The sequence below is a fragment of the Nocardia sp. CC227C genome, from assembly GCF_030767025.1.
In the GTDB taxonomy this organism is placed as follows: Bacteria; Actinomycetota; Actinomycetes; order Mycobacteriales; family Mycobacteriaceae; genus Nocardia.
The window spans coordinates 348,030-366,305 of record NZ_JASITE010000007.1 but is presented as its reverse complement, the minus strand read 5'-3'; the positions used below and the strand labels follow the sequence as shown (position 1 = coordinate 366,305).

Here is an 18,276-nt window from a genome sequence, read left to right as displayed (position 1 = left end):
GGCTCGCTCCAGATCCTCTCAGTGCGCGGCATAGGTGTGGTCGATGCTCGAATCCCGGGCCGCCGCGGGAGGATTCGAGAGTTCACCGAGCAGATTGGTTTCCATGGCGTGCCGCAGCCGCGCACCGTGGAACCCGCTGTCCACCAGATACGACAGCTTGGCCAGCGCGGCCTCCCTGGTCAGATCGCCACCGCTGATCACGCCCGCGTCCAGGAGCGCGCGGCCGGGCTGGTAGCGGGCGAGATCCACCGCCCCGCTGTCGCACTGGGTGATGACCACGACCGGCGTCCCGCGCAGGATGGCCCGGCGCAGCGAATCCATCATGTCGGTGCCGTGCAGCGGAGCGGTGCCGGAGCCGTAGCACTCCAGTACCAGGCCGCCGCGATAGTGGTCGACGGCGGCGTCGAGCAGGGCGGCGTGCATGCCGGGGAACACCGTCAGCAGGCCGACCGGTCCCCGGGCCTCGCGCGGGCGCGACCCCCCGGGCAGGACCGGGGGCACCGGCGGCGGCGTCAGCGGCCGAATGGTGGCGAAGCCGTCGTAGTCCTCGACGGCGCGCTTGGAGGCCCGCACCGCCGGGTGCAGGCCCGCACCGAAGGCCAGGTAGGTGCCCGGGTCGGTGCGCGCCACAATCGATTTCAGCGCCAGGCGCAGGTTGTCGCGGGCATCGCTGCCGGGCTGCCCGAGCGGGATCTGCGCGCCGGTCAGCAGGATCGGGATCGCGCAGCCACGCAGTTCGAACGCGATCCGCGCGCCGACGTAGGCCATGGTGTCGGTGCCGTGGATGACGATGACGCCCTTGGGCCGCCCCGAGGCGATTCCGGCGCGCACGCGTTCGGCGATGCGGCGGCCGGTGCCCGCGTCGGCCTGCGCGCTGTCGATGACCCGGTCGAGTTCGCTGTACCGGTAGCCCACCGACAGCCCCGCCGCGACTTCGAACTCGGCCACGATCTCGGCGATGTCGGCACCGATGCCCGCCCGGGGACGCATGCCCGCACCCTGGTCGACCATGCCGAAGGTGCCGCCGGTGTAGAGGATGTCGATCACGGGCGCTCCACCGGTGCCAGCACGTCGTGGTCGAGCCGATCGCGCACCCGGTACCACCCGACCACCATGGCGACGGCCACGGCCAGGAAGGCGACCACGGTGATGCGCCCGATCTCTTCGTCGAAGATCATGAGCACCACCACCCCCACCAGGAAGGCCAGCGTCGCGATATTGAGGACGGGGGCCAGCGGCAGTCGGAAGTCGGGCCGGGTGTAGTCGCCGCGCTCGGCACGGCGCACGAAGATCCAGTGACAGATCATGATCGACGCCCAGGTGCCGACGATGCCGAGCCCGGCCAGATTGAGCACGATCTCGAATGCCTTGTGCGGCATGACGAGATTGAGCACCACCCCGCCGATCCCCACCGCACTGGTGATCAGGATGCCGCCGTAGGGCACCCCCTGGCGGTTCATGCGCGCGGCGAAGCTCGGTGCGGTTCCGGCCACGGCCATCGACCGCAGGGTGCGCCCGGTCGCGTACAGGCCCGCGTTCAGGCTCGACATGGCGGCGGTGAGCACCACCAGGTTCATCACATCCCCGGCGTGCGGGATGCCGACCTTGCTCATGACCGTGACGAACGGGCTCTCGCTGGCGGAGTAGGCCGTCCACGGCAGCAGCAGGGTGAACAGGATGACCGATCCGGCGTAGAACAGGATGATCCGCCACATGATGGAGTTCACCGCGCGCGGCACCACGGCCCGCGGGTCGTCGGACTCACCCGCCGCCACGCCGATCATCTCGGTGCCGCCGAAGGCGAACACCACGCCCAGGGCGATGGTGAGCATGGGGGCCAGCCCCTGCGGGAACAGTCCGCCGTTGTCGGCGATGGTGCCGATGCCGGGCACATTGCCGTCGATCGGGGTGCCGGTGACGATGAGCCCGACCGCCACCAGCATGAAGATGACGATGGTGCCGACCTTGATCAGCGCGAACCAGAACTCCATCTCGCCGAACAGGCGCACCGACACCACATTCAGCGCGACCACCACGGCGAGGGCGATCAGCGCCAGCACCCACTGCGGAATCGAGGTGAACATGGACCAGAAGTGGGCGTACAGCGCGACGGCGGTGATGTCGGCGACCAGGGTGGTCGACCAGTTCAGGAAGTACAGCCAGCCCACCGTGTAGGCCCCGCGCTCCCCCATGAACTCGCGGGCGTAGGAGACGAACGCGCCGGAGGAGGGCCGGTACATGACCAGTTCGCCCAGGGCGCGCACCACCATGAAGGTGAACAGGCCGCACACGATGTAGACGATGGCCAGCGACGGTCCGGCCATGGCCATGCGGCCGCTCGCACCGAGGAACAGGCCGGTGCCGATGGAGCCGCCGATGGCGATCATCTGCAGATGCCGTTTGCGCAACTGTTTCTGGTAGCCGACATCGCCGATATCGAGCGTGGGCGCAGGCGCGGGCGCGGTGGCCGTGCGCGCAGCCGGTTCGTCGTGCATGAAGACCTTCCTCGGGCGGACCCAGCCTGCGTGGCGAACCGAACATGCCAGGCTGTCAGGCTGTAAGACAGGCTGACGGTAATGGCGGTCACACCGCGCTGTCAATGTCCGCGACACCGACCGTTCACGTTTTGACCCTCCCCGGCCAGGTATCCATACTGATCGCGTGACGGTCGAAGAGGGACAGGTGCAGCGCATCGGCGCTACCGAAGCGGTCTTTCGTCGACTCAAGAGCCTCGTTCAGGGTGACGAGTACGCCGTCGGCGACCGGCTGCCCGGAGAGCTCGCGCTCGCCAAGGAGTTCGGCGTGAGCCGCCCGGTGGTGCGTGAGGCCCTGCACGCCTGCGCGACCCTGGGTCTGACCGAAACCCACACGGGGCGCGGCACATTCGTCATCTCCAAGAAGGAGAATCCGCGCCTGACCTTCGCGGGCGTCGACGCCGAGGACCTCATCGAGGCGCGTCGGCTGGTGGAGATCCCCACCGCCGGTTACGCCGCGCAGCGCCGCACCGAGGAGCAGCTGCGCCGCCTCTTCGACATCCTGGACCACCTGGCGAACGCCACCGACGATCGCGAATGGGTGCGCTACGACGGCGAACTGCACACCGCCATCGCCGCCGCCAGCGGGAACACCATGCTCACCACGTTCGTGGCCGATACGCGCAGCGCCCTGGATCTGCAATCGGAGTTCCTGAATCTCACCCAGGACCGCCGCGCCGACTCCGATCGCGAGCACGAGGCCATCGTCCGCGCCATCGAAGCCCGCTCGGCCGACGCCGCCCGCGCCGCCATGACCGAGCATCTGGAGCGGGTGGCCGACACCATCGCCCGCATCGGCGACTGACCGACCACCGGCGGTCTTCCGCCGGGTTGCCCGCGGCGATCGTGCCGCGGCCCACACTCGTGCCCACGTTCGGTGAACGCCCGCCGACCGGCATGCCGGGTAGTCTGGACATTTGGTCACCGCAGAGTTCGCTCATTGGTAACCCAAGTGTGAAACAACGAATGCCGAAACGTTGGGGAGTGCTGTGAGAGGTGGTCAGGGCGTGATGGCGCAGCCGGATACGGATACCGCGGTGGGTGAGAACCCGATGCTGCGGGCCACGCTCGCTCCACCGGCTCGCACCCTGGTCGACATCATGTCCGCCACCGCCCGGGCCCACCCCGACGCCCCCGCCGTCGACGACGGCGAGACGGTGCTCAGCTACGCCGAACTGCTGACCGAGATCGACGCCGCCGTGTCGCGACTGGCGGCGGCGGGCGTGCGCGCCGGTGATCGCGTCGGCGTGCGCATGCCGTCGGGCACCCGCGACCTCTACGTCACCATCCTGGCCGTCCTGCACGCCGGTGCCGCCTACGTCCCGGTCGACGCCGACGACCCGGACGAGCGGGCCCGCCTGGTCTTCGGCGAGGCCCGCGTCACCGCGATAGTCACCGCCGCCGGGATCGAAAGCACCGGCGCGGCAATGGATTCGACCAACGAGCCCGGGTCGAGTGCCGCCATCTCGGCGGACGCCACCAGCACAGCGGCCACCGCACCGGCGAGTACCACGCGGGCGTGGGGCGCGGCGGCATCCGGCGCGGTCGCGGGTCGCACGACCGGTGCCGCGACCCCCGCACCCGAGGACGATGCCTGGATCATCTTCACCTCAGGGTCCACCGGGACGCCGAAAGGCGTCGCGGTGACGCATCGCAACGCGGCCGCGTTCGTGGACGCCGAGGCGCGGATGTTCCTGCGGGACGCGCCGATCGGGCCGGGTGACCGGGTGCTGGCCGGACTGTCGGTCGCCTTCGACGCCTCCTGCGAGGAGATGTGGCTGGCGTGGCGGCACGGCGCGTGCCTGGTGCCCGCCCCGCGCGCGCTGGTGCGCACCGGCGCGGATCTGGGACCGTGGCTGGTGCGCCGCGAGATCAGCATCGTGTCCACCGTGCCGACCCTGGCCGCCACCTGGCCCGCGGAGGCGCTGGATTCGGTGCGGCTGCTCATCTTCGGCGGCGAGGCGGTGCCGCCGGAGCTGGCGGAACGACTGGCCGGGAACGGGTCCGGCGAGCGCGATACCACCCGCGAGGTGTGGAACACCTACGGTCCCACCGAGGCCACCGTGGTGGCCTGCGGCGCACTGCTCGACGGTTCCTTCCCGGTGCGCATCGGCCTGCCGCTGGACGGCTGGGATCTGACCGTCGTCGACGCGGACGGAAATCCGGTGGGCGAGGGCGAATCCGGGGAGCTCGTCATCGGCGGCGTCGGCCTGGCACGCTACCTGGATCCGGCCAAGGACGCCGAGAAGTACGCGCCCCTCCCCTCGCTCGGCTGGGAACGCGCGTACCGCAGCGGCGATCTGGTGCGCAACGACCGCGCGGGCCTGGTGTTCCTGGGCCGCGCCGACGATCAGATCAAACTCGGCGGCCGCCGCATCGAACTGGGCGAGATCGACAACGCCCTGCAACACCTGCCCGGGGTGACGGGCGCGGCCGCGGCCATCCGAACCACCAAGGCGGGCAACAAGATCCTTGTCGGCTATCTCACCGGACCGGCCGCCGACCACGACCTCGCCGCCGCCAGAGCCCAACTCGCCGAGCGACTTCCGGCCCCGCTGGTCCCCCGCCTGGCCGTGGTCGCCGATATGCCCACCCGCACCTCCGGCAAGGTGGACCGCGACGCGCTGCCCTGGCCGCTGCCCAAGACCACCGCCGCTCCGGCCGAGGCGGGGCTGTCCGCGACCGAGCAGTGGGTGGCCGGGCTCTGGGACTCCATACTCGGAGCCGAGGTCAGCGACCACAAATCCGACTTCTTCGATCTGGGCGGCGGCTCGCTGGCCGCCGCCCAGCTGGTCGCCGCCCTGCGCGAACGCCACCCGCGCATCACGGTCGCCGACCTCTACGACCATCCCCGCCTGGGCGCGCTGGCCGCGTTCCTCGACGACAGCGCCCCCGCCGACGCGGTGCGCGAGCGCGTCGTACGCCCGGTGCCGCTGCCCGCCCAGCTGTTCCAGGTGCTGGCCACCGTTCCGCTCACCACGCTGACCGGGTTGCAGTGGCTCACCTGGCTGGGCATCGTCGGCAATATCGCCGCCTGGTCCGGTTCGCTGCCATGGCTGCCGCACCTGTCGTGGTGGTGGGCCCTGATCGCCTTCCTGCTGTTCATCTCCCCGCCCGGCCGCATGCTGCTGTGCGTGGCCGGTTCCCGCATCCTGCTGCGCGGCGTGACACCGGGCAGCTATCCGCGCGGCGGCAGCGTGCACCTGCGGCTGTGGACCGCCGTGCGGCTGTCCGAGGCCAGCGGCGCGGAGAACCTGTCCGGCGCACCCTGGATGGTGCCGTTCGCCCGCGCCCTGGGCGCGCGGATCGGCAAGGGCGTCGATCTGCACACCCTGCCGCCGGTGACCGGCATGCTGGAGCTCGGCGACGGATGCAGCGTCGAACCCGAGGTGGATCTGTCCGGCTACTGGATCGACGGCGATGTGGTGCATATCGGCCCGATCGTCATCGGACCGGGTGCGGTGGTCGGCGCGCGCTCGATCCTGTTGCCGGGCAGCAGGATCGGCAAACGCGTCGAGATCGCGCCGGGCTCGGCGGTCTCGGGCAGGGTGAAGGCCGAACAGGAGTGGGCGGGCTCCCCCGCCGTGAAGGTCGGCAAGGCGCGTCACCGCTGGCCCGACCACGCCCCCGCCCGTGCCGCGCACTGGGTCGCGATCTTCGGCATCACCTCCATGGTGCTGGCGGCGGTGCCCGTGCTCGGCCTGGCCACCGGTGGCGCGTTCATCGCCTGGTGCATTCGCGACACCCCCACCCTCACCGCCGGGCTCGGTCGCGCCTTCGCCGTCCTGCCGGTCGCCACCTTGCTGAGTCTGGGCGTATACGCGGCGGTGACCGTCCTCGCCGTCCGCCTGTTCGGCATCGGGCTGCGGGAGGGCTACCACCCGGTGCGCAGCCGGATCGGCTGGCAGGCATGGGCCACCGAACGCCTGCTCGATTCCGCCCGCACCTTCCTGTTCCCGCTCTACGCCAGCCTGCTGACCCCGATCTGGCTGCGCCTGCTCGGCGCGAAGGTCGGCAAGCGGGTGGAGGCGTCCACGGTGCTGCTGCTGCCCAAATTCACCACCGTCGCCGACGGCGCGTTCCTGGCCGACGACACCATGATCGCCAGTTACGAACTCGGCGGCGGCTGGCTGCACATCGGTGAGGCCAAGGTCGGCAAGCGTGCCTTCCTCGGCAATTCCGGGATGACCGCACCCGGTCGCCGGGTGCCCAAGAACGGCCTCGTAGCGGTGCTCTCGGCCGCGCCGTCCAAGGCCAAGGCGGGGTCGTCGTGGCTGGGCAGTCCGCCGGTGCGGTTGCGCCGCGCCGCCGAGAACGCCGACACCGCCCGCACTTTCGATCCCCCGCCGCACCTGCGCCTGGCCCGCGCGGTGGTGGAGACCTGCCGGCTGATCCCGGTGCTGGTGACCTTCGCCATCGGTCTCGCCGTGCTGTTCACCCTGGCCTGGCTCGCCCACACCTTGGGCCACCTGCCCGCCGCACTGCTGAGCGGACTGGTGCTCATGGCCGCGGGCGCGGTCGCCGGAGTCGCTTCGGTGGTGGCGAAATGGCTACTGGTGGGGCGGATTCGGGCCGAGGAGCACCCGCTGTGGAGTTCGTTCGTGTGGCGCAACGAGGTCGCCGACACCTTCGTCGAGCACGTCGCCGCCCCCTGGTTCGCTCGTGCGGCGACCGGTACGCCCGTACTCAATCTCTGGTTGCGCGGACTCGGCGCGACCATCGGGCGCGGGGTATGGTGCGAGTCCTATTGGCTCCCGGAGGCGGATCTGGTGACACTCGGCGACGGCGCGACGGTGGAACGGGGCTGCGTGGTGCAGACCCACCTGTTCCACGACCGCATCATGGCCATGGACACCGTGACCCTGCATGCCGGAGCCACGCTCGGCCCGCACTGCGTCGCCCTGCCCGCCGCCGCCATCGGCGCGGGCGCGACCATCGGCCCGGCCTCGCTGGTCATGCGTGGCGACAGCGTGCCGCCGTCCACCCGGTGGTGGGGCAATCCGATCGCGCCGTGGCCGGGTGCGGAAGCGACGCGATGATCCGCGACAAGTTCTACGAGGACCCCATCGACGACTACCTGCCGCAGAACGGCAATCGCGGCTACCGGGTGTCGCGCTACGAACTGGAACTGGTCTACAAGGTCGCCAGCAACCGGCTCGCGGGCCGCGCCGCCATCACCGCGGTCACCACCGGGGTGCGCGATCGGTTCGCCCTCGACCTGTCGCAGGCGCTGAACGTGTCCAAGGTGTTCGTCAACGGCTCCAAGGCGGCGAAATACAGTCACCAGCGCGGCAAACTGGTGATCACGCCGCAGCAGCGGATCCCCTCGGGCGGTGCGCTGCACCTGGTGGTCCAGTACGCGGGGGTGCCGAAACCGGTGCGCGGACCGTGGGGCGAGGTCGGCTGGGAGGAACTGTCGGAGGGTTCCCTGGTCGCCAGCCAGCCCAATGGCGCGGCGTCCTGGTTTCCCTGTGACGACCATCCGAGTTCCAAAGCCAGCTACCGGATTTCGATCACCACGGACTCCCCGTACTACGCCCTGGCCAACGGCACCCTGGTGCGCAAGCTGACCAAGGCCAGCCAGACCACCTGGGTCTACGAACAGCCCGAACCCATGTCCAGCTACCTGGCAACCGTCCAGATCGGGCACTACCGCAAACAGCGGGTCGACGCCCCGCGCGGATCCGTGCCCATGCAGGCCGTGCTGCCAACACGCCTGCGCGCGGATTTCGAACACGATTTCGCGCGCCAGCCGCGCATGATGGAGGTATTCACCGAGAAGTTCGGTCCTTACCCGTTCGAGGGCTACACCGTCGTCGTCACCGATGACGAGTTGGAGATTCCCATCGAGGCCCAGGGCATCTCGGTGTTCGGGGCGAACCACTGCGACGGGCGGCGCGGCTCCGAGCGTCTCGTCGCGCACGAACTGGCCCACCAGTGGTTCGGCAACAGCCTCACCATTCGCCGGTGGCGCGATATCTGGCTGCACGAGGGATTCGCCTGCTACGCCGAATGGATCTGGTCCGAGGCCGCCGACGGCCCCACCGCCGATCAGCTCGCCCGCGCGGCCCGCCACAATCTGGCCCGCGAACCGCAGGACATCAGCGTCGGCGATCCCGGTCCCACCCGCATGTTCGACGATCGCGTCTACAAGCGCGGCGCGCTCACCCTGCACGCCCTGCGACTCGAACTGGGTGAGCGCGCCTTCTTCGACCTGCTGCGCGAGTGGACCGCCCGCTACCGGCACGCCTCGGTCACCACCGCCGAATTCACCGACCTGGCCGGGCATTACAGCTCGGTGCCGCTGCGACCGCTCTGGGAGAGCTGGCTCCAGGACAAGCCGCTCCCCCAGTTGCCGCCGCACGGGGGCTGACCGGTTCGCTCAGTTCCAGTCGTCGATCTTGACATCGTGCGGGTGCGGGGCGCCCTTGCCGGTTTCGCCCAGCGCCTTCAGGCTGAGCAGGAAGGTGGCCCACTTGGTGCTGCAGTGGTGCATGAACTCCACCGGTTCCTTCCAGCCCTCGTGTGCGAACAGCACGATGGTGTAGTCACCGGCCGGTTTCAGATCCCAGCGCACATGGGTGCCGACCCATTCCTCCGGTCCCCCGACCACTTCCCACAGCACGTGGCGGTCCGGGTCCAGGTCGCGCACCCGCATATCGAATCCGTCGGCCTCGAAACGGAATTGGAGCAAGCCGCCGATCTCGTCGCCGTCTCCGGTGGTATCGGTGGTCCACCATCCGGCCAACCCCTCGACGGTGGTCAGGGCGGTGTACACCTCGGCCTCCGACGCACGGATGCCGACCCGGTGCAGGATGTCTACCATTTCCTCGCGTCCTTCTGCTTCTGGATTGTTTCTGCCTGCTGGATTGTTTCGGCGTGCTGGATTGTTTCGGCGATGCGTTTGATGCGCCGGAGCCGGGCATCCCAGGCCGCTCCGACCGAGGACAGCTGCGCCACCGCGCGGGCCAGCCGTGCCTCGTCCACCCGGTATCGACGCTCCCGCCCGGCGGCCGTGGCGTGCACCAGGCCGACGCGGTCGAGGACGCCGAGATGTTTGGCGATGGCCTGCCGGGTCACCGGCAGTTCCTCGCTGAGACCGGTGGCCGTGCCCTCGCCGGAGGCCAGCAGCAGATCGAGCATGCGCCGCCGGGTGGGATCGCCGATGGCCGACCACAGTTCGTCGTCGATGACGGTCACGGCGCGGACACCAACCGGGTGACGTACTCCCCGAGCCTGGGGAGGTAGAAGTCCCAGCCGGTGACGTGCTCGCCGTACTCCTTCGCCAGTTTCGCTTCCTCCCAGCCCATTTCCCGGAATCCGGTCTCGGTGAGCCGAATCAGGGTGCCCGCGCCCGACGGTACGAGTTCGAAGGTCACCAGCAGCGAGTCCGCGATCTCGTCGGCCGTGCCGCCGGGATAGGACCAGCGGAAGGCGAACAGGCGCGGCGGATCGGCCCGGATGACCGTCATGGCCTCCACATGCTCCCGATTCCCCCAGGCGAGTTCGCCGACCGAGCCCGGGGTCGCCTCGAACTCGGCCTCGTCACTCCACCACCGCGCCATATGCCGGGGATCGCTGACCACCTCGTACACCACCTCCGGGGTGGCGTCGACGTGTATCTCACGTTCGATGCTGCCGTATTCCATGACCACCTCCACATGCAACCATTTGTTGCGCACTACCGTAGCCCGCGACCCGGAATTACGCAACCGTTGGTTGCTTATGGATTCTGCGGAACCGCCGTGCGCACCCGCCGCAGCGCCGCCGCGGCCGCCACCAGGAGAACGGCGTAGGCGATCACGTATCCGTTCATGAGCAGCGGGGCGATCGGCCACGAGGGCGGAAACAGGAACAGCCCCACCGACACCCAGGTATCGCTCCAGTGATACGCCCACGCCCCGGTCCACAGCCACAGGGCCGCCGCCACCAGCCACCAGCGGGAATCACGCTGTGCGCGATGGGCGCAGTAGACGAACAGCGGCACGAACCAGACCCAGTGGTGACTCCACGAGAACGGCGACACCGCGCAGGCCGTCGATCCCGCGAGGGTGACCCCGAGCAGTCGTTCACCGCGGCGGTCCAGGGCCGCCACCACGGTGAGGGCCACGGCGACAACGCATACCGCGACCAGCAGCCAGATCCACAGAGGCACCACACCGTCGGTCAGGTGGGCGAGCGTGCCCCGAAGCGACTGATTGGCCGGATGCCCCTCGGGCGCGATGCGATCGGAGCGCAGAAAGGTCGAGCCCCAGTACTGCCGGGAGTCGGCGGGCAGCACGATCCACGCCAGCACGACGGTGGCGACGAAGGTCGCCGCGGCGGTGACGGCAGCCCGCCATTGGCGCAGCGCGAGGAAGTAGAGGATGAAGAAGCCCGGCACGAGCTTGATCCCGGCGGCCAGCCCGACGCCGACACCGCGGAGCCGGGCGTCCTCCGGCCGCGAGACTCCCCACAGCACGAGCAGCATGAGCATCAGATTGATCTGCCCGTAGTACAGGGTGGTGCGAACGGGCTCCAGAAAGACGCAGGTGATCGCCAGCAGTGCGCTGAGCCCCACGATCCGGGGACCGATCCGGTAGCCGAGAATGCGCCAGCACAGCAGGACACAGCCCAGGAGCGCGACCAGATTGAGCGCTAGCCAAGTATCGGTGACATACGCCCAGGGAACCGCCGCGATCGGCAGGAACACCAGCGTGGAGAACGGCGTGTAGGTGTACAGCAACCCGTACAGCGTGGCCTCGGTGTAGAGCGGCTGTCCCCACAGGATGCGCAGTGCGCCGTCGCGGTAGATGTGCGCGTCCAGGCCGCCGACCAGGATCCCGACCTTGTCCAGCCAGGGATCGACCGTGGTGAACAGCAGCGATACCGCCACCACCGCACTCACGGAGAGCAGCAGGAACATTCGGGCGGAGCGTGATACCTCCGGCGACCGCGCATTGTCCACGGGCGGTTAGGCTACCTAATCAGAAGATCGCGGACATGCCCCCGAAACCGCGGGTCGCCCGACCCCGCTCACGGGATGAGCGAACTCTCGGAAACCTATGACGGTGCGTGCCGGAAATCTCTGACATTCCGTGCCATCAGGCGTGCAATGCCGCGCCCGGCGCGCCGGCACCATTACCGTATCGACGGGCATTCCGATCACGAGGCGCGGCAGGCGGACTCCCGGCCGATCTGCCGCTACCTTCCAGCAGCCTCGTGCTCGGAGTGTTTGGGGGTTGCCCGCCCAAGGCGACCCCCGGCCCCGTCCCGTTGTGGGGCCGACGCGGTACACGAAAACGCCGACACCGGCGGTGGCAGTGCTCCCGTGACTCCCTGCCCCGCCGGTGCGGTCGTGTGTGCGGCCGAGGCCGTGCGCCGGGATTCCCCCCGCAAGCGTGGAGGATGATGACGGAGGTGATCACGGCGAGCACCGACGCACAACGGCTGCTGGCGGAAATACTGACCCGCTACGGCAGCATGCAGGCCTTCTTCGACCAACTGCAACGCGAACTCGACGGGCCCACCGAAGAACTCCCCCGGGTGGCGGAGCCCGTCACCTCCCCGTGGGCCGATCCCGCCGAATGGCCCATCCGGCCCGTCCCCACCGGCGGCGGTGGCAGACACGCCCGCAAGGACCGCTGAGCACCCGCCGATCCCGCCCGGTTCCGGCGCGTGCGCACCCGCCGCGGCACCGCTCGATCCTCACGCGCGAGCGCCGACCAGCCAGCAGGCCGCCGGATACCGGACCATCCCGCCGTCCACGTACGGTTCGAAGGCGGAACGCACCACGTCCACCACGCGCGGGCGCAGCTGTTCCGGCAGGTCGGCGAAGACGGTGCCGAGCGGGCCGAGACGGGTGAAGTAGGCGACCAGATGCTCCTCGGGCAGCGTGCACACCGGATCGACGGGATCGATGGTGATGTCGGACCAGCCGCTGTCGGCGAGCACGCCGGCCACTCGGTCGCGATCGGCGAAGGCGAACTGTCCGGGTCCGGATGGATCGCGGCCGGGAAGACCGGGCACCAGCGGTGCGGCGGCCCGCTCGGCGGTGGTCATGAAGGGGTTCTCCTCGATACCGCGCCAGGCGACGAAGCGCAGTGCCGCGCCTTCGCGCGCCGCGCCGCGCAGATTCGCGAAGGCCGCGACCGGATCCGCGAAGAACATCACCCCGAACCGCGAGATCAGCGTGTCGAAATCGGGGGTGAACGCGTAGGTCTGCGCGTCGGCGAGCAGGAATTCCGCCGGAAGTCGCGTCCGGCGCGCCCGCTCCCGCGCGACGGCGATCAGCGGTTCCGAGATATCGACCCCGACGCTGCGGCCATCGGCGCCCAGCGATCGGGCCGCCGCCAGGGTGGTCGTTCCCGCCCCGCAGCCGATATCGAGCACGCGGTGACCGCCCGCGGCGCGCACCGCGGTGACGAGCAACTCCTCGAACGGCCGCAGGGCGGTATCGAGAGCTTCCTGAAGGTCGGCCCAGGCGTGCCCGGAACCCCCGCGCCACTGCCGCGACTTCTCGTAGGCCGCTGTCGTGTCGGCCGCTGCCGTGTCGGCCGTCGTCGTGTCGGCCGCTGTCTCGTTGGCCGTTGCCCCGTCGCCCGGCGTGTCGCGAGCGGTCCGATCAACGTCGTCGTGTCCGGTCGTGCCCTGTGCGTTCATGGCGTGCTCCCCTGTCGGTGCGGTGTCTGCCGAACCGGAATATCTCACTTCGGGTCGACCTGAGGTCAAGACCGCGTAACGGCGCGGGATTTTCGATCTTGATTCCCGCGCCCGGGCATAGGCTCGCACGGTCACATCGCAGTCGTCGGATCGGAAGGAGTGGGCGTGGTTCGCACAATGGGTACAACCGTCAAAGTCGCCACCGGAACGGTCATGACCATGCTGGCGCTGGCCGGGCCGGGTGCCGCACCGGCCCACGCCGACGGCGCGCCGGTGGTCGGCGGCGGCTCTGGCATCGCACTGCAGACCGGTAATCCGCGCATGGTCGCGCTGTGCACCATGACGGCGGTGGGCTACGACCGCGAGAACCGTCTGGTCGGCATCACCGCCGGGCATTGCGCCGAGGACGCGGGGGTGGCGGTGTGGGCGGAGGCCGATCCGCACGCCGGGCCGATCGGCTTCGCCGCGGTCAAGGACGTCGACCACGACTGGGCGGTCATCGAACTCGATCCGGCCCGCGTCACGCCGGTCCGCCAGGTCGGCCCCACCGTGGTCGCGACGGTCGGCGCGCCCGCCCAGGCGATGGAGACGGTCTGCAAGAACGGCCGCACCACCGGATTCACCTGCGGCGTGGTCTGGGATGCCTATCCCGACGAATTCCTCAGCCAGGTCTGCGCGAACCACGGCGATTCGGGCGGACCGGTGCTGCGCGGCGACCAGTTGGTGGGCATGATCAACGCCGGTATCGGACTACCCGGCTCCTCCGAAATGCCCTGCACCGGACCCGGAAACCCGTTCCACGATCCGGATGTGTCCAACCAGATCACCGCGGTACTGGCCGAAATCGACCGACTCGGGGTGGTGGGCGCCGGATTCCGCCCACTGTAGCGATCACGCCCCGCAGTTCTCGAACCGCAGGGTCACCCGGGTCCCGTGCGGGGTGCGCACGGTGTCGATCTCATCGGCCAGCCCGTTCATGAGGGTGAACCCGCGGCCGCGCTCACTGTCGATCGTCGTGGCGGGGGCCGGTATCCACCGGCCCGCGTCGCTGATCGTGGCGACCAGCGATTTCCCGTGCCGGAACGCCTCGAGGGTCACGGTGGCGCGGGGATCGAATCCACCGCCGTGCTCGATGGCATTGGCCAGTGCCTCGCCGACCGCGAGCAGGATGTCGTATTCGCGGTCGGGGGCCACGTCGTGCGCGGTCAGCCAGCGCCGCAACCGATCTCGGATATCGGGCACCTGCGCCGGGGCGGCGGGCAGCACGGCGGCGAAGCTGCGCGCCGTCGCGTGCACGGGACGCACCGCCAGCAGCACCACGTCATCGGTGTAGCCCTGCGGCGGCGCCAGCCGCCGCAGCAGTTCCGAGCAGATCTCGGCGACCGGCAGGTCGGCGCATTCGGCGAGGGCCGCGCGCAAGCGCGCGAAGCCCTCGTCGAGGCTCTCCCCGGGCCGCTCGATCACGCCGTCGGTGTACAGCAGGATGACGCTGCCGGGAGCGATATCGGCGCGGCCGGTGCCGCCGCGGTCCGGCGGCGGGACCGCGACCGGCGTCCGGCGTCCGCCGGTCAGGAATCCCGCCGAACCGTCCGGGCCGAGTACCAGCGGATACGGATGTCCGGCGCAGGTGTACTCCAGCGTCCGGGCTCGGCTGTCGACGACCGCGTAGGTGACGGTCGCGCACCGGCTGCCGGGCACCACGGCCGCGTAGCGGTCCATCAGTTCCAGCACCGTGGTCGGATCGGCCGCCGTGATCGCGCCCGCCGCCACCCCGGCACGCAGTTTGCTCATCACCACGGCGGCGGGCAGCCCGTGCCCCACCACGTCGCCCACCGAGATGCCGAGCCGATCGGATCCGTGGAACGGCACCACCAGGTACCAGTCGCCGCCGACCCGCATGGCCTCACCGGCCGGCTGGTACACCGCCGCCACCGCGGCCGCGGTGGAACGCCGGTCCAGATCCAGTAGCTGGTCCTGGAATTCGACGGCGATCCGATGCTCGCGCTGCATGGTCCGCACCCGGCTCAGCGCGGTCTGCGTCACGGTGGCGGTGCGGGCCAGCACATCCAGGTCCTCGGCCGCGAAGTTGCGCGATTCGGCCCACAACAGCCCGACCGCGCCGATCACGCGATCCGCGCCGTCGCGCAGCGGGTAGGCGACGCTGGACCGGTGGTCGGCCACGCCCCCGATCACGTCGATGCCGCCGCCGGAGTGGGCGTCACCCACCACGACGAGCCGACCGGTGCGGATGACGTCGACGATGGGCAGTGGCGCGTCCAGCGCGAGCACCTGCTGCCCGACCCGCATCGGAGTGTCCGTTATGTTGATGTATTCGGTTCGCACACAATCTGTTTCGGCGTCCAGCAGCGCGATGGCCGCACCCCGAACCCCCACACCGGACAGCGAATCCAGCAGCGCCGCCAGGATCGACGCGACGGTATCGGCCGTGCGCAGCACGGCATCGAGTTCGGTCACCGCCGCCATGGCGAGCGCCAGCGCGTCACCGCGCAGCCGTCCGGCCCGTTCCCGCGCCACCGCGGCCAGCCGCGCCGCGACCCGGTCGACCAATTCCTGCGAGGTGAACGGTTTCGCCACGTAGTCGTCCGCACCACCGGCGAAGCCCTCGCGGGTGGCCTCCCGGCCCGCGCGCGCGGAGAGCAGCAGCACCGGCGTCGACGCCAACTCCGGATCGGCGCGGACGGCGGCCAACAACTCGAACCCGTCCAGCCCCGGCATCATGACATCGGCGACGACCGCGTCCGGGCGATGCTCGCGGATGACGCGCAGGGCCGACTCACCGTCCCCGACGGCCAGGGTGTCCCACCGCGCCGCCAGCACGCGATCGAGGTGGTCGCGCATATCGGCGTTGTCGTCGGCGATGAGCACCAGTTCCCGGTGACCGCCGCGCGGTCGCGGTGCGGCCGGGAGGCTGAGCCACTGCCCGGCCTCGGCGATGTAGGGGTTGTTCGCCAGACTGGGCAGCATGCCGGATTCGACGGTCCGGGCCGGGTCCGAACGCGGCAGCCGGATGATCACCGAGGTACCGCGGCCCGGCGTGCTCTCCACCGCCACCGTGCCGTGCTGCAATTCCACCAGGCCGCGCACCAGCGACAGCCCGATACCGCTGCCCTCGACGCTGCGCCCGCGCGCGTTGTCGGCCCGGTAGAACCGCTCGAAGAGCCGGTCCAGATCACCCGGGTCGATACCGATACCGGTGTCGCGCACCGTAACCCGGCACAGTTGCGGTTCCTCGGCCCGCACCTCGACCCGGATCGAGCCGTCGAAGGTGAACTTCACCGCGTTCGACAGCAGGTTCAGAACGACGGTCTCCCACATGTCCGGGTCGATCTCGGCGGCCACCGAGTCGCAGTCCAGTTCGAGTGCCAGCCCGGCCCGCTGGCACAGTTCCGCGAAGGACGCCGCGATATGGGCGGTCAGCACGCCCACGTCCAGACAGCGCGGCCGGGCGGTGGCGCGCCCGGCCTCGATGCGGGAGAAGTCGAGCAGCGAATCCACCAGTCGCAGTAGCCGTCCCGCATTGCGGCGGGCGGTGTGCAGCCGGTCGGCGAGGACCGCGTCGTCGGCGGCGGCATCGGCCAGCGCATCGTCGAGCGAGCCGAGCAGCAGTGTCAGCGGCGTGCGGAACTCGTGGCTGACATTGGTGAGGAAAGCCGTTTTGGCCCGGTCGATCTCGGCCAGCGCGTCGGCGCGTCGGCACTGCTGCTCATAGGACACCGCCGCGGCCAGCGCGGAGGCCAGTTGGTCGGCGAACAAGCGGCAGAACCCGCGATATTGCTCGTCGAGCGGCCTACGCGGGCTGACGCCGACCACCAGCGCGCCGACGATCGCGCCCTCCCCCAGCGGCAGCACCAGGGCCCGCTCCGGAACACCGTCCGCGAACGCCCGCGCGAGACCGGGAACGACGGCGGGCAGATCGGCGATCTCCCGGCCGTCGGCGCGGGTGGGCCGCGCGGGCGACCCGGGGGCCAGGTCCGACAGCGACCGCGGCAGCAGCGACGACACCGCCGCACTCGCCCCGTGCAAGGTCACGCGACCGTCCGGGTCTTCCACGTAGACCGCGATGAAGGGCAGATCGGCGGCTTGCTCGGCGCACACCGTCACCGCCGCGCGCACCGCGTCGTGCACGGTGCGCGACTCCATGACCGCCGCGGCGACGGCATTGAGGGCGTGCAGCCGTCGTTCGCCGAGCACCCGCTCGGTCGTCTCGGTGACGGCGCAGAACACTCCGCACACCGCGCCCGTGGCGGCGACGAGCGGACTGTAGCTGAAGGTGAAATACCGTTCCTGCGGACGGCCCTCGGTCAGCAGCGGCAGCATCAGATCGTCCGACCAGGTGGCCGCGCCGGTATCGACCACGCTGGTCAGCATGGGACCGATCGACTCCCAGATATCCCACCACACCTCACGTCCGGCCCGCCCCAGGGCGGCGGGGTGCCGGTCACCCAGGATCGGCAGATAGGCGTCGTTGTAGACCAGGAACAGCTCCTGCGCGTCCAGCCACAGCAGGATGGGGAACCGTGACGTCAGCGCCACGGCCACGCTGGTGCGCAGTTCCGCGGGCCAGTCCGCGGGCACACCGAGCGGGTGTGCGGCCCAATCGAATTCGGCGAACAGCCGGCCCATCTCGCCGCCGAGGGCGATCGCGGCGCGCAGGTCGGGCGGGATCGCGGGGCCGGGCGGCGGGGGTGCGGTCATGGGTGCCTCCTCCGGGTCCTCAGCACTGCCTGGCTTGCGCGGATGTCGGGTAGACGGCCAGCACGCTGTCGAGGTTCGTCACCTGCAGCGGCCGGACCACCCGCGGATCGGAGGCCACCAGCCGCACCGCTACACCGGCGTCGACACCGTGCTCATGGCAGTCGAGCAGGGCGTTCAGTCCGGCGCTGCCGAAGTACGTCACGCCGTCGAGGTCGACGACGAGCAGGCGGGCCCGGTGTTCGAGGGCCGACTTCAGGGCGGCCCGCAGGCCCTCGGCGAGGATGGCGACACCGCTGATGTCCACATCGCCCTCGGCTCGCACCGTCACCGCATCGTGGTCCACCTCGTGGTCGACCCGCAACCGATTCATCCGCCGTCCCATATC

Annotated in this window: 14 protein-coding genes; 5 read left to right on the top strand and 9 right to left on the bottom strand. The window is 70.2% G+C overall.

Features of this window, described 5'->3' with window-relative positions; genetic code table 11:
• Window positions 1-18: 18 nt before the first annotated feature.
• Both QMO76_RS17290 and QMO76_RS17285 read right to left on the bottom strand, forming a co-directional pair.
• A complete protein-coding gene (locus QMO76_RS17290; protein ID WP_306362326.1) occupies window positions 19-1,047 on the bottom strand; it encodes an asparaginase domain-containing protein in 1,029 nt (342 codons plus the stop codon).
• Entirely contained in the window at window positions 1,044-2,495 is a 1,452-nt protein-coding gene (locus QMO76_RS17285) for an amino acid permease (protein ID WP_306362325.1), read from the bottom strand. The genes QMO76_RS17290 and QMO76_RS17285 overlap by 4 nt, the downstream gene beginning before the upstream one ends.
• Before the next feature lie 166 nt (window positions 2,496-2,661).
• Here QMO76_RS17285 and QMO76_RS17280 point away from each other — a divergent pair, with 166 nt between their 5' ends.
• The 3 genes from QMO76_RS17280 (at window position 2,662) to QMO76_RS17270 (ending at window position 8,907) form a co-directional block, all read left to right on the top strand.
• A complete protein-coding gene (locus tag QMO76_RS17280) occupies window positions 2,662-3,339 on the top strand; it encodes a FadR/GntR family transcriptional regulator (protein WP_306362324.1) in 678 nt (225 codons plus the stop codon).
• A 205-nt stretch (window positions 3,340-3,544) separates the two neighbouring features.
• Window positions 3,545-7,573 carry a Pls/PosA family non-ribosomal peptide synthetase gene (locus QMO76_RS17275; RefSeq protein ID WP_306362323.1) on the top strand — a complete coding sequence of 1,343 codons (4,029 nt, stop codon included), beginning with the start codon at window positions 3,545-3,547 and terminating at the stop codon, window positions 7,571-7,573.
• Window positions 7,570-8,907, top strand: coding sequence for a M1 family metallopeptidase (locus tag QMO76_RS17270; protein ID WP_306362322.1), 1,338 nt, complete (start codon window positions 7,570-7,572; stop codon window positions 8,905-8,907). Before QMO76_RS17275 ends, QMO76_RS17270 begins: the two co-directional genes overlap by 4 nt.
• A gap of 9 nt (window positions 8,908-8,916) precedes the next feature.
• On the opposite strand, the gene QMO76_RS17265 is transcribed toward QMO76_RS17270, so the two are convergent.
• From QMO76_RS17265 to QMO76_RS17250, 4 genes are all read right to left on the bottom strand, one after another.
• On the bottom strand, window positions 8,917-9,360 hold the full coding sequence (locus tag QMO76_RS17265; RefSeq protein ID WP_306362321.1) for an SRPBCC domain-containing protein: 444 nt from the start codon (window positions 9,358-9,360) through the stop codon (window positions 8,917-8,919).
• Window positions 9,354-9,734 (bottom strand): metalloregulator ArsR/SmtB family transcription factor, encoded by a 381-nt coding sequence (locus QMO76_RS17260; RefSeq protein WP_306362320.1) that lies wholly within the window; start codon window positions 9,732-9,734, stop codon window positions 9,354-9,356. Before QMO76_RS17260 ends, QMO76_RS17265 begins: the two co-directional genes overlap by 7 nt.
• On the bottom strand, window positions 9,731-10,183 hold the full coding sequence (locus QMO76_RS17255; RefSeq protein ID WP_306362319.1) for an SRPBCC domain-containing protein: 453 nt from the start codon (window positions 10,181-10,183) through the stop codon (window positions 9,731-9,733). The genes QMO76_RS17260 and QMO76_RS17255 overlap by 4 nt, the downstream gene beginning before the upstream one ends.
• Window positions 10,184-10,257: 74 nt before the next feature.
• Window positions 10,258-11,439, bottom strand: a complete 1,182-nt coding sequence (locus tag QMO76_RS17250) for a glycosyltransferase 87 family protein (protein WP_306362318.1) — start codon at window positions 11,437-11,439, stop codon at window positions 10,258-10,260.
• Between the two features lie 485 nt (window positions 11,440-11,924).
• Between QMO76_RS17250 and QMO76_RS17245 the strand changes: the two genes are divergently transcribed.
• The gene (locus tag QMO76_RS17245; protein WP_306362317.1) at window positions 11,925-12,161 is read left to right on the top strand and encodes a hypothetical protein; all 237 of its coding nucleotides are present in this window, start codon (window positions 11,925-11,927) and stop codon (window positions 12,159-12,161) included.
• A 60-nt stretch (window positions 12,162-12,221) separates the two neighbouring features.
• Here QMO76_RS17245 and QMO76_RS17240 read toward each other — a convergent pair whose 3' ends face one another.
• Window positions 12,222-13,175 carry a class I SAM-dependent methyltransferase gene (locus QMO76_RS17240; protein ID WP_306362316.1) on the bottom strand — a complete coding sequence of 318 codons (954 nt, stop codon included), beginning with the start codon at window positions 13,173-13,175 and terminating at the stop codon, window positions 12,222-12,224.
• Between the two features lie 177 nt (window positions 13,176-13,352).
• Here QMO76_RS17240 and QMO76_RS17235 point away from each other — a divergent pair, with 177 nt between their 5' ends.
• On the top strand, window positions 13,353-14,063 hold the full coding sequence (locus QMO76_RS17235) for a S1 family peptidase (RefSeq protein ID WP_306362315.1): 711 nt from the start codon (window positions 13,353-13,355) through the stop codon (window positions 14,061-14,063).
• A gap of 3 nt (window positions 14,064-14,066) precedes the next feature.
• Here QMO76_RS17235 and QMO76_RS17230 read toward each other — a convergent pair whose 3' ends face one another.
• Both QMO76_RS17230 and QMO76_RS17225 read right to left on the bottom strand, forming a co-directional pair.
• Window positions 14,067-17,891, bottom strand: coding sequence for a SpoIIE family protein phosphatase (locus QMO76_RS17230; RefSeq protein ID WP_306362314.1), 3,825 nt, complete (start codon window positions 17,889-17,891; stop codon window positions 14,067-14,069).
• 19 nt (window positions 17,892-17,910) lie between these two features.
• Window positions 17,911-18,261 carry an STAS domain-containing protein gene (locus tag QMO76_RS17225; RefSeq protein WP_306362313.1) on the bottom strand — a complete coding sequence of 117 codons (351 nt, stop codon included), beginning with the start codon at window positions 18,259-18,261 and terminating at the stop codon, window positions 17,911-17,913.
• Window positions 18,262-18,276 lie beyond the last annotated feature (15 nt).